Here is an 11,908-nt window from a genome sequence, read left to right as displayed (position 1 = left end):
GCTTGCTGTTGCCTGAAAACACCGGCGGACCGGCTCCGCACCCGGCGCGGGCGGGGCAGCCGAAGGCTGACACTTCCTCAAAACCCATACTGGCCTGCGGATTTACCTCGGCTCCGATGCCCTGTCCGACCCTCTCCCCCCCAACCGGCGGTGGCGCTACCACCTACTGGGGGTTCCGCCGGATCACTGCCACCCCTGAGGATGGGGACACCTCACCACGACGCTCGTTGACAATCGCCGACATTCCTCGGGCACGGCCCCTGGATCGCCCGGGGAAATTCCTCCGGGAAATACCGGACCGGCTTTTCGGAATCCCGCCGCCGACCCGTTCCGCCCGACCGGCGACGCTGTCCGCTCTTCGCCGGACAGTGGGCGCGGGCTGCGCATAGACTCGCCCCATGACGCGACGAATCGCCACCAACACCGCCGTCGACCGCGAGGCCATGCTTGAGTTCGTCGGCTCCCGGCATCGCGGCCTGCTGATCACCACCCGCTCCGACGGTCGGCCGCAGGCGTCGCCGGTCTCCTGCGGGGCGGACGCCTCGGGCCGGATCGTGGTCTCCACCTACCCGCAGCGGGCCAAGGCCCGCAACGCCCGGCGTGACCCGCGGGTCAGCATCGTGGTCCTCTCCGAGGACTTCGACGGCCCGTGGCTCCAGGTCGACGGCTCGGCCGAGGTCATCGACGCGACCGAGGACGTCGAACCCCTGGTCGAGTACTTCCGGTGCATCGCCGGTGAGCACCCGGACTGGGACGAGTACCGGGCGGCGATGGTGAAGCAGGGCAAGGCGCTGCTGCGGATCACCCCCGAGCGCTGGGGCCCGGTGGCCACCGGCGGCTTCCCGGCCGCCCTCGCCGAGGACTGACCGGCGCGCGCCGCGCCCGTCGCCCTGCTCCTCTGGGTGGACTCCGCCAGGCGAACCTCCACCTATCGGGCGACGTGGCACACGAACAGTCTGGCTATGGTTCTCAGGTGACAAGGAACCTGCGGTGAGCGCGGCCCTGCTGGCGGTCAACCCAACGAGCGGTTCGTCACTGCTCTCGGCGTTCGGCGCGCTGGCCGTCCTGGTGGTGACCTTCGCCGAGGCCGGTCTGCTGGTGGTCGGCTTCCTCCTGCCCGGCGACACCCTGCTGTTCCCGGCCGGGGTGTTCTGCGCCGCCACCGTCGGCAACGGGCCGCACCTGACGCTGTGGCAGGTGCTGCTCTGCGCGGCCATCGGCTCGATCGCGGGCACCCAGTTCAGCTACTACCTCGGCCGTCGCGGCGGGCAGGCCGCACTGGCCCGCGGCGGCAACCGGAGACTGCGGGCGGTGGTCGGCCGGGGTGAGGACTTCCTGGCCCGCTACGGCCATCGCAAGGCCATCCTGCTCGGCCGCTTCGTGCCCATGGTGCGCAGCGTGCTCGGCCCGGTCGCCGGGATGCTGCGCGTCCCGGCGGCGACGTTCACCCTCTGGCAGGTGATCGGCGGCCTGGCCTGGACCCAGAGCATGGTGCTGCTCGGGTACTGGTTGGGCGCGGCGGTTCCGGGGGTGGAGAACTACCTGCTGCCGCTGGTGGCCCTGGTGGTGGCGCTGTCGCTGGTCCCGGTGCTGCTCCAGCGCAACCGCGGCAACCGGGCGTCGGCCCGTCAGAAAGCCCCCGCCGAGCACCCCGACCGCCCCCCGACGGACGATCGGACAGGTGAACAGACGGGGGAACGGGCGGGCGAACAGGTCGGCGAGCGGACCGGCGGCAGCACCCCCAGCGGCCTCGGGCGGCGCGGCGGCCGCGGGGACCGGAGCTGACCCCCGCGACCGCCGCGCCCGGGGTTCAGCCCTCGCCCCCCAGTACGCTGCCGACCAGCGCCCTGGCCTCCTGCTGCACCCGGGCCAGGTGCTCCGGACCGAGGAAGCTCTCCGCGTAGATCTTGTAGACGTCCTCGGTCCCGGAGGGGCGGGCCGCGAACCAGGCGTTCTCGGTGCAGACCTTCAGCCCGCCGACCGCCTCGTCGTTGCCCGGCGCGCGGGTCAGCACGGCGGTGATCGGTTCCCCCGCCAACTCCCCGGCCTGGACCTGCTCCGGCGACAGCGCCGCCAGCACCGCCTTCTGTTCGCGGCTCGCGGGCGCGTCCACCCGGGCGTAGGCCGGCGCGCCGAAGCGCTCGGTGAGCGCGGTGTAGTGCTCGGAGGGGCTGCGCCCGGTCACCGCGAGGATCTCGGAAGCCAGCAGGGCCAGCAGCAGCCCGTCCTTGTCGGTGGTCCAGACACTGCCGTCGCGCCGCAGGAAGGAGGCCCCGGCGGACTCCTCGCCGCCGAAGCCCAGCGCGCCGGTGAGCAGGCCGTCGACGAACCACTTGAAGCCGACCGGGACCTCCACCAGCTCCCGGCCCAGGTCGGCGGCGACCCGGTCGATCATCGACGAGGAGACCAGGGTCTTGCCCACCCCGGCGGCCCCCGGCCAGCCCTCGCGGTGCCGGTAGAGGTAGGAGATGGCGACGGCGAGGTAGTGGTTGGGGTTCATCAGCCCGGCGTCCGGGGTGACGATGCCGTGCCGGTCGGCGTCGGCGTCGTTGCCGGTGGCGATCTGGTACCCGGCGCGCTGCTCGATCAGCGAGGCCATGGCGTAGGGCGAGGAGCAGTCCATCCGGATCTTGCCGTCCCAGTCCAGCGTCATGAAGCGCCAGGTGGGGTCGGTCTCCGGGTTGACCACGGTCAGGTCGAGCCGGTGCTGTTCGGCGATCCGGCCCCAGTAGCCGACGGAGGCGCCGCCGAGCGGGTCGGCGCCGATGCGCACCCCGGCGGCGCGGACCGCGTCCAGGTCGAGCACGTTCGGCAGATCGGTCACGTAGGCGCCGAGGAAGTCGTACCGCCCGGTGGTCGCGGCGGCGAGCGCGCGCGGGTAGGGGATCCGCTTGACCTCGGCCAGGCCCTTCTCGATCAGCTGGTTGGCCCGGTCCTGGATCCAGCCGGTGGCCCGTGAGTCCGCCGGTCCGCCGTGCGGCGGGTTGTACTTGAAGCCGCCGTCGCCGGGCGGGTTGTGCGAGGGGGTGACCACGATGCCGTCGGCCGCCCCGGGCGCGCCCTGGGCCCGGCCCCGGTTGTGGGTGAGGATCGCCAGCGACACCGCCGGAGTGGGGGTGAAGCCGTCCTGGCTGTCGATCAGCACGGTGACGCCGTTGCCGGCCAGCACCTCCAGCGCGGTCACCCGGGCGGGCTCCGACAGCGCGTGGGTGTCGACGCCGAGGAACAGCGGCCCGGTGGTGCCCTGCTGTGCGCGGTATTCGCAGATCGCCTGGGTGGTGGCCGCGATGTGGGCCTCGTTGAAGGCGGTCGCGAACGAGGAGCCGCGATGGCCCGAGGTGCCGAAGGCGACCCGCTGGCCTGGATCGGCCGGGTCCGGTACCAGCGAGTAGTACGCTGTCACCAGCCGTGGTACGTCGACGAGATCGCTCGGCCGCGCCGGTTGTCCGGCCCGTTCGTGCACCATGAATCGCTCCTTCCGGTCCACTGGCTCCCCATGCTAGGCCCTGCCGCCGCGGCACCGGCCCCGCCGAATGCCTCGGCGGGGCCGGTACTGGCTGGTTACGCCCGTTCGGAGGCGCGACCGGCGCGATCTGACGCTGCGCCAGATGACGCTTCGTCAGACAGTGATACCGGCGATATCGGGTGCGCCGGCGGTGCCGCTGCCGGAGAACTCGACGGTGTTGGCGCTGCCCGACTTGAGCTGGACCGTCACCGTCTGGGTGCCGACCACGCTGTAGCTGCTGGCGGAGGTCTCGGCGAAGGTGACGGTCTGGGCCGTGCCGTTGACGGTCACCTTCGCGGGCCTGGCCTTGCCCACGCTCAGGTAGGACACGGACAGCTGGTAGGAGCCGGACGCGGACTCGGACACCTTGCTGAAGGTGACCGTGCCACCGCTGCCGCCGCCGACGTCGCTGACCTTCTGCCCGTCCGCGCAGGCACTGCAACTGCTGAGGGCCGCGCTCCCGCCCAGCGCCGCCGAGGTGGCCGGATAGCTGCCGCCGCCTCCGCTCCCCCCGCCACCGCCGCCGCCGGTGAAGCTGGACGGGTCGTAGCAGCTGTTGCTGGAGGAGTTGAACAACGGGGTGGTGTCGACCGGCTCGGTGCTCGGCGGGTCGCTGATCACCGACTCGGAGTTCTGGGTGAGGTTGTCCTCGCAGTTGATGACGTCGTTGGAGTTGCCGTTCTGCCCGTTGATCCAGAGGTCGATGTGGTAGAGGCCGGGGCCGCCGTCCGGGCCGCTGCCGGTCCAGTCCTCGTCGCACTCGGTGCAGTCGTCCTCGTTGATGAAGTACCGGTGCAGGTACGGGTAGTAGACGATGGTGCCGACCGGCAGCTCCGCCTCGTCGGTGGCGAAGGTGATCGGGTCGGCGTACGTCCCGGTGCCGCTGGCCACGTTGTGGATGGTCGGGTAGCCCTCGTTCTCCGGGTAGGCGATCGCGTTCCCGGGCGGGGAGTTGTCCGGCCACCCGTACAGGGTGACCAGGTAGTTGCGGGTCGTGCTGGCGCTGGCCGTGGTCGCCGAGGCGGTCACGCCGAACAGGGCCAGCGCCACCGCGAGCAGGCTGCTGACGAGGACCGCTAGGCGGCCCTTGGTCAATCGCATCATGCCTCCAGCTGCTGGATGGTGCCTTATGGGGGATTTTCGGTGCACTCCGGCGCCGCCCGCGCCCCTGACGCAGGGGTGGCGGTCAGCCCCGGAGCAGTCCGTAGACCTCCAGCCGGGACTGGTCGCCCACGAAGACCAGGCCGTCGGCGGTGGTGGGCACGGTGAAGTGGTCGAAGGAGCCGGGTTCCAGGCCGTCCCGCGCCGGGTCCTGCGCGCTGGTCCAGATCTGCCGGGAGATGTCGGCGGCGTCGTAGGCGCGCAGCACCGCGCCGTGGGTCTGGTCCACGGTCCACAGCACGCCGGTCCCCGGGCGGGTGCCGTCGCTGCTGACCACCGGGATCGAGCCCGGGTAGGCGAACGGTTCGGGTGCGTGGGCCACCGGCACCGGCGCCAGGGTGCCGCCGGGGTTGAGCCGCCACTGCGTCAACTCGCCCTGCGCGCCGCTGCCGTAGACGTACTGGGTGGCCCCGTCGCTCCAGTAGCCCCAGGTGCCCCACATGCCGCCGGGGACGGTGCCGAGGGTCAGCTCCTGCTTGATCCGGTCCACGTCGGTGCGGGCGCGGTTCGGACAGGGGTTGGCGACGGTGCGGTACCCGCCGAGGTCGGCCTCGTCCAGCAGGTAGACCGCGCCGGTCTTGGAGGACAGCAGCAGTTCGTGCTCGCCGGGGACCATCAGCGGCGACCCCGAGCCGAGGTCCTGGTCGTGCTCGGCCCGGCACTGCTGGTCGAAGGGGGTGAACGAGTCGACGGTGACCAGCGTCCCGTCGTCGGGCTCCACCTCCAGCAGGGTGTCACCGGCGTCCGCGCCGCCCCGGTCCAGGTCGAACGGACCGTTGCCGGTGACCAGGTAGAGGTGCCCGTGGCCGTCCACCGAGATGCCGCTCTCGGACTCCCACAGGCCGCCGCCCCAGGAGTCGGGGCTGTCGTCGTAGACGACGTCGCGCTTCAGCGTCGCCGCGTCGTAGCCGAGCACCCAGCCGTGGTACGGGGTGAGGCCGCACCAGGAGGAGAAGCCCGCGTAGACCGTCCCGGCGACCTCGGTCAGGCCCATCCGCTGCTGTTCGTCGGACGCCTTGAAGGTCACCTGGCCGTGCGCCGCGTCCAGGCCGGTACCCGGACCCCCGGCGGTGACCACGGTCGACGGCCGCAGTTCCCGCCCGGTCAGCAGGCTGAGCGCGTGGATCCGGTAGGTCATCACGCCGTGCTCGACGTCCAGCGCCATCACGTAGACGGTCAGCGTGGCCCAGTCGACGACCGGGGTGGAGGTGATGCCCACCTCGGGCGCGATCGAGTCGCAGAGCCGGTCCTTGGCCACCCGGTCGTCGGCGGCCCGGAAGGTCCGGGCCCCGGGCTGGATCAGCGAGGTGTGCCAGAGCGGGACCGCAGCCGGACCGGTGGCGTCGGCGTCGAAGGCGTAGACACTGTCGTGCTCGGTCGCGGCGAGCACCAGGTCGTGCCGCGTTCCGTCGACCAACAGCCCCGGCGCGTACAGCGGCTGCGCGTAGATCCGGCCGTCGACCGGGAACGCGGCGCGCTTGCCGAAGCGGCCGGAGGAGACCGAGGCCACGGTCAGCGCGGTCTCGGTGGAGTCCCAGCCCAGCCGGGTCAGGTCACCGCGCTGGGTGAGCACGGCGTCGGCCGGGCCCGGCTTCAGGTCGATCCTGGCGGTGCCCAGCGGGTCCGGACCGTGGTGCAACCGCTGGGTGGGCGCGGCGCCGGAGCATCCGGCGAGCGCCAGCAGCGCGGCCAGGGCCAGCGCGCGGGCCGCGCCCCGCAGGCGTCCGGTTCGCCGGGCGGCCCGGGCCGTCGTGCGCTGCGCCGATCCGTCCACGGCCGCTCCCGTCGCCGACGCCCCGGACACACCGGAGCCCCGTGTGGTTAGTCAGGTTTCCTAATTGAGGATGGCACCGTTGTCTGAGCGCGGTCAATACATCGGACGGCACCGGACCGCGACGCGACCGGGCCCCGGTCGCGTGGATCGCGACCGGGGCCCGGAAGGGAGTTGACGAATCGTCAGCCGGTGAAGGCGGCGAGGCCGTTCGGCGTGCCGAGGCCGGTCGGGCCGTCGTAGCCGACCTCAGCGGTGCAGAAGTAGGCCGGGGAGCAGGTGGAGGTCGAGCCGGTGGTCACGTCGTTCAGCGCGGAGGTGTGCGCGTACGGGTCGGCCGAGGGATAGCTGGCGGTGGGCGTGCCGGCGTCCGCGTAGACGGCCGCGATCAGCGGCGAGGCGACGCTGGTGCCGCCGAAGACCTCCCAGCCCGGGTCGCCGCCGTAGTTGTCGTACACCGCGACGCCGGTGGCCGGGTCGGCGACCGCCGAGACGTCCGCGACCATGCGCTTGGAGCAGCCGCTGTCCTTCTGCCAGCTGGGCTTGGCGTCGTAGGCGGAGCAGCCGGAGCCGGTGCCCTCGGTGCTGCTGGTGTTCCACACGCTCTCGGTCCAGCCGCGCGAGTTGGAGGCGGTGGACAGCGAGGTGCCGCCGACCGAGGTGACGTACTGCGAGGCCGCCGGGTACTCGACGCCGTAGCCGCCGTCACCCGCGCTGACGGTGATGGCCACGCCCGGGTGGTCGTAGTACTTGGTGTCGTAGCTCGGGTCGGAGCTGGACTCGGAGCCGCCGTAGCTGTTGGAGACGAACTTCGCGCCCAGCTTGACCGCCTCGTTGACGGCGGTGCCCAGGTTGGCGGTGGTCGCGCTCTTCGCCTCGACCAGGATCACGTGGGCGTTCGGGGCTATCGCCGAGACCATGTCCAGGTCCAGCGACTCCTCCTCGGCCCAACCCGCGTCGGCGCTCGGCAGGGTGCTGGTACCGGTCTGGCTGACCTGCTTGAAGCAGCCGCTGGCGGTGGTGCAGGCGGGCAGCCCGTACTGGCTGCGGTAGGTGGCCATGTCGCTGGCCGCGTTGGGGTCGTTGTACGCGTCGACGATGGCGACGGTCTGTCCGGCGCCGCCGTTGGCGGGGAGGTTGTACGCGCTGAGCAGGCTGCTGGGACCGTAGCCGGAGGGGGTGGCGGCGGCGGTCACGCCCAGGGCGTGGACGTGCTCGGCGGTGTTGGTGACCCGCAGGGCGTTGCAGGCCATCTCGCCCGCGGCGTGGACCACGGCGCAGGAGCGGACCCACGAGGTCCCGTTGTGGGCGGTGGGGGTCGCGGCTCCGGCCGGGACGGCGGCGAGCAGGCCGCCGATGGCCAGTGAGGCGGTGCCGAGCAGGGGAAGCGCGATCCGGCGGGTGGTCGCGAGCTTCGAGTTGGTACGCAACGTACTGCCTCCAGGATTGGATGTGCCGTGGGGGTCGAGCGAGGTGCGCCGCGCAAGCGAGGGTGGCGCCCACGTGGTGCCGCACGCAGGTGTTGCCCGCTGCCTCCCCGGTCCGGGGTGTCAGCTTGGCGAGGACTCTAGTGAGTTGACCGATGCTCGACAAGACTTCAGTGAGAGTCTTTGCGCCGCCTCTTGGCGCGCTTCCGTCAACTGCCTGTTCACCCATGCTTCCTTCGTACAAGGAACCCGCAAAAACGTTTCTCCATCGCCGCCACTGCTGCGCCAGACGCGCGAACCTGGCCCCCGGCCCCGGCGTGGCGACCGGCGCACGCGAGCCGCCGCAGGTCAGCGCGGTGATGATGGGCGCCATGCGACTCGACCACGTCTCCTACGCGGTGGCACGGGACAGCTTCGTCTCCACCGTCCAATGGCTCGGCTCCGCGCTGGGCGCGTCCTTCACCGACGGCGGGGTCCACCCCCGCTTCGGCACGCGCAACTTCGTCCTGCCCCTGGCCGGCGGCACCTACGTGGAGGTGGTCACCACCCTGGACCACCCCGCCGCCGACCGGGCACTGTTCGGGCGCGCGGTCGCCGAGCGGGCGGCGCAGGGCGGCGGCTGGCTGGGCTGGGTCGTCGGGGTGGACGACATCGCGCCGATCGAGGCCCGGCTCGGCCGCACCGCCGACGAGGGGCACCGGGTCCGCCCCGACGGCTTCGACCTGCGCTGGCGCCAGATCGGCGTCCGGGAGCTGATCGAGGACCCGCAACTGCCGTACTTCCTCCAGTGGCTGGTGGCCCCCGAGGAGATCCCCTCGGCCTCGCCGCGGACCGCCACCAGCATCAGCGGCCTGTCCATCGCCGGGGAGCCGAAGGCGGTGCTGGAGTTCCTGGGCCAGCCCGCCGAGCATCCGCTGGAGCAGACGGAGGTGACCTGGGTGGACGCCGAGGAGGACGAAACCGGGCTGACGGCCGTCGAGTTCGCCACCGCGAACGGCCCGGTGACCATCTGACCGACCCCCGCCGGAGCGCCGCGACCCACCCCTTTACTTATAACCCCAGGAGGGGTTACCTAGGGGGTATCAACCATCGCGACAGCTGGGGGCAGCCGTGCCGAAGATCAACGTGTACCTCCCGGACGACCTCGCCGAGGCCGTCAAGGAAGCGGGCGTGCCCGTCTCCGCCGTCTGCCAGCAGGCGCTGGAACAGGCGGTCCGCCGGGTCACCGCGCTCCGCGCCAGTTCGCCGGACGAGCTGGCCCGCGAGGACCCGTCCGGCCGGCTCGCCTACTTCACCGCGCGCAGCCGGGACGCGGTCCGGCGCGCGGTGGAGCTGGCGGCGGCGGAGGGCGGCGGCGTCGGCACCCGGCACCTGCTCGGCGGCGTGCTCGACCAGGAGGGCAACCTGGCGCTGCGGGTGCTCCAGGTCCTGGAGATCGACCCGGCCGGGATCCGCCGGGCGCTGGAGCGGGAGCCGGACGCGGACGCCGGGGAGTCCGGCCGGTTCAGCGCGACCGCGGCCAACGCCCTTGAGCTGACCGCCTCCGAGGCACTGGCGCTGGGGCACAACTACGTGGGCTGCGAACACCTGCTGCTGGGCCTGATCGCCGAGCCGGAGGGCGCCGCCGGCCGCGTGCTGCGGGCGCTCGGCGTCGAGCACCGGGCGGCCCGGCGGGCGGTCTCCGCCGCGCTGGTCGGCTACGCCCACCTGCGCGCGCAGTCCACGGCCGCCCCCGAGGCGGCGCCGAACGCGGGCGCGTTGAAGGCGGTCGGCGAGCTGGTCGCCGCCCAACTGCGGCCCGTGGTCGAGCGCTTGGAGCGACTGGAGGCACGGCTCGACAGCGCGCGGTAACCGCCGCCCCCGGAGCGGCGCTCGGCTCACTGGTGGCCGAACCGCACGCCCTCCAGCGACAGTTCCCGGGCCCGCGGATCCACCCGGCGCGGGCCCGGATCGCGGGGCGGGGCGTCGGTGATCACCGGCGCCTTCTCCCCCACCTGCTCCATCCAGCGCAGCAGCGCGGCCCGCAGCTCGTCGGCGATCTCGCGGTGCGACTCCAGCCGGATCAGGTTGTCGAGTTCGTACGGGTCCACGTCCAGGTCGTACAGCTCGGACTCGGCGTAGCGGTCCGCGCCCGCGTCGTGCCAGGGGTGGACGTCGTGGGCGGTCACCGCGTACTTCCACCGCGCGGTCCGCACCGCGCGGCCCACCTGCGACTCGCTGATCTGGATGAACACCTCCGCCGGGCGGTCCGGGTCGCTGCCCCCGCCGACCAGCGGCAGGAAGGAGCGGCCCTGCACGGTGGCGGGCACCGGCAGCCCGGCGGCGTCCAGCAGTGTCGGCATCAGGTCGACCGTGGACACCGGCTGCCGGACCGACCCGCCGCCGCTGAACCCGGGACCGGTCAGCACCAGCGGCACCCGTACCGAGGCGTCGTGCGCGGAGCGCATGTACTCGTCGTTGCGGGTGCGGAAGTGCGAGCCGTGGTCGGAGGTCCAGGCCAGCACCGTGCGATCGGCCAGCCCCAGACTGCGCAGGGCGTCCCGCAGCCGGGCCACCCCCTCGTCGACCCGCTTCAACTGGCCCAGGTAGCCCGCCACATGGCGGTGCGGGCTGCCCGCGGGGTCGTTCGGGTCGGCCAGCGCGGCCAGGTCCGGCGGCAGCCAACTGCCCTGGTAGCACTCGGCGTAGCCGTCAGGGGCGGGGTAACTGTCGGTCTCGCTCTGGTGGTGCGGCTCCAGCAGCGAGACGAACAGCAGGAACGGCCGGTCGTGGTGGTCGGCGACGAAGCGGACCGCCGCGTCGAACAGCGCGTCGGAACGGTAGCCGACCAGCCGCACCGGCTCCCCCGCCTCGTCGTAGACGATGGTCCGGTAGGCGTCCGAGGTGGCCTCCAACTGGTCGCTGGAGAGCCACTTCTGGTACCCGCCGCGCAACTCCGCCGGGACCGGGCCGAGTTCGCCGGACTCCCCGGCGAGCTGCCACTTGCCGAGGTGGCCGGTGGTGTACCCGGCCGCGGCGAAGGCTCCGGCCAGCGTGGGCAGGTCGCTGGGCAGCGGCAGCCCGTTCCGGAACACACCGTGCACGCTGGCGTAGCAGCCGGTCTGCAGGCTGGCGCGGGCCGGTCCGCACACGGGCTGCGGACTGATGGCCACCTCGACGCGGGTCCCCTCGCGAGCGATCCGCTCAAGCTCGGGGGTCACTCCGCGCACGTCCCATCGCTGCTGGTCGGTGAGGACGACGACGACATTGGGCTGGGGTGCGTTCACGGTGCTTCATCCGGTTCGTTGGGTCGCGGGTCGCCTCGGCAGGACGTCCGGGCGGCGGCGCACGCGGACGGGCACTGCCGGGACGGCAGGCGGACGAGGAGCGGTGGACGCGCCGACGGCGCGCGCGGGTCAGCCGGGGGTCGTCCGGCCGGGCCGCGCGGGCGGCAGGTCAGCGGGCGGACGGTCCGCGCTGACTGCAGATCAGCGGGCGGCACAGATGGCGCTGGCATGGCGACAGAAGTCGACATACCGGCAACACACGAGTGCGATCCCGGGATTCATGCGGTCAGAATGACAGCGCGATCAAGAGAGGGTCAATGCGTGTCCACATAGGGAGACCTATCGTCCCACAGAGCAAAATGTTCGACCGCGACCGGCCCGCCCACCATTTGCTCTGGGGCAGAGCTATCGGCTCCAACGGCGCACTGGTCTACGACCTGCACGCGGGCCGCGTGGTCCAGGAGCACCCCATCCCGGTCCCGGCACTGACCGAGGCCGCCCGGCGGCTGCGCGCGGCGGCCCCGGGGATCGGCCCGGCCGTCGAGTACGCGCACGAACTGGCCGGGGACGAGCTCTACGAGGCGGGCGACTGGGACGCCGACATCACCGTCCAGCGGCTCGACGCCGCCGAGCCGCTGGGCCGCGCCGCCCCCAAGCTGATCGGCCGCCACCCCTCACTGTCGGCGGACGAACTGCTCGCCCTGGAGGACGGCGTGGCCCGCACCGTCGAACGGCTCTTCCCGGAGCGCTGACCCGACTCCGCGCCCCGGTCCGGCGT

General features: G+C 72.6%; 10 protein-coding genes. 5 read left to right on the top strand and 5 right to left on the bottom strand.

Annotation, left to right across the window (positions count from 1 at the left end; genetic code table 11):
• Positions 1-398: 398 nt before the first annotated feature.
• Positions 399-866, top strand: a complete 468-nt coding sequence (locus tag GXP74_RS15460; RefSeq protein ID WP_182452054.1) for a PPOX class F420-dependent oxidoreductase — start codon at positions 399-401, stop codon at positions 864-866.
• A 124-nt stretch (positions 867-990) separates the two neighbouring features.
• Positions 991-1,785, top strand: a complete 795-nt coding sequence (locus tag GXP74_RS15455; RefSeq protein WP_370468426.1) for a DedA family protein — start codon at positions 991-993, stop codon at positions 1,783-1,785.
• A 25-nt stretch (positions 1,786-1,810) separates the two neighbouring features.
• Here the strand turns inward: GXP74_RS15455 and pgm are convergent, their stop codons facing one another.
• The 4 genes from pgm to GXP74_RS15435 form a co-directional block, all read right to left on the bottom strand.
• On the bottom strand, positions 1,811-3,466 hold the full coding sequence (gene pgm / locus GXP74_RS15450) for a phosphoglucomutase (alpha-D-glucose-1,6-bisphosphate-dependent) (RefSeq protein WP_182452053.1): 1,656 nt from the start codon (positions 3,464-3,466) through the stop codon (positions 1,811-1,813).
• Positions 3,467-3,619: 153 nt separating this feature from the next.
• Positions 3,620-4,606: a hypothetical protein gene (locus tag GXP74_RS15445; protein ID WP_182452052.1), complete on the bottom strand. Its 987-nt coding sequence runs from the start codon at positions 4,604-4,606 to the stop codon at positions 3,620-3,622.
• A gap of 85 nt (positions 4,607-4,691) precedes the next feature.
• A complete protein-coding gene (locus tag GXP74_RS15440; protein ID WP_182452051.1) occupies positions 4,692-6,440 on the bottom strand; it encodes a hypothetical protein in 1,749 nt (582 codons plus the stop codon).
• Between the two features lie 182 nt (positions 6,441-6,622).
• Positions 6,623-7,867: a S53 family peptidase gene (locus GXP74_RS15435; protein ID WP_182452050.1), complete on the bottom strand. Its 1,245-nt coding sequence runs from the start codon at positions 7,865-7,867 to the stop codon at positions 6,623-6,625.
• 314 nt (positions 7,868-8,181) lie between these two features.
• Here GXP74_RS15435 and GXP74_RS15430 point away from each other — a divergent pair, with 314 nt between their 5' ends.
• Positions 8,182-8,877 (top strand): VOC family protein, encoded by a 696-nt coding sequence (locus GXP74_RS15430; RefSeq protein ID WP_225447961.1) that lies wholly within the window; start codon positions 8,182-8,184, stop codon positions 8,875-8,877.
• Positions 8,878-8,974: 97 nt separating this feature from the next.
• A complete protein-coding gene (locus tag GXP74_RS15425) occupies positions 8,975-9,715 on the top strand; it encodes a Clp protease N-terminal domain-containing protein (protein WP_182452049.1) in 741 nt (246 codons plus the stop codon).
• Positions 9,716-9,741: 26 nt separating this feature from the next.
• On the opposite strand, the gene GXP74_RS15420 is transcribed toward GXP74_RS15425, so the two are convergent.
• Complete coding sequence (locus GXP74_RS15420) at positions 9,742-11,130, bottom strand: sulfatase-like hydrolase/transferase (RefSeq protein WP_182452048.1); 1,389 nt, start codon at positions 11,128-11,130, stop codon at positions 9,742-9,744.
• Between the two features lie 359 nt (positions 11,131-11,489).
• Here GXP74_RS15420 and GXP74_RS15415 point away from each other — a divergent pair, with 359 nt between their 5' ends.
• Complete coding sequence (locus tag GXP74_RS15415) at positions 11,490-11,882, top strand: hypothetical protein (RefSeq protein ID WP_182452047.1); 393 nt, start codon at positions 11,490-11,492, stop codon at positions 11,880-11,882.
• The last annotated feature ends 26 nt before the right edge of the window (positions 11,883-11,908 follow it).

This window comes from Streptacidiphilus sp. P02-A3a (assembly GCF_014084105.1).
In the GTDB taxonomy this organism is placed as follows: domain Bacteria; phylum Actinomycetota; class Actinomycetes; order Streptomycetales; family Streptomycetaceae; genus Streptacidiphilus.
The sequence above is the reverse complement of the archived record's forward strand: the minus strand, read 5'-3'. Positions and strand labels throughout refer to the sequence as shown.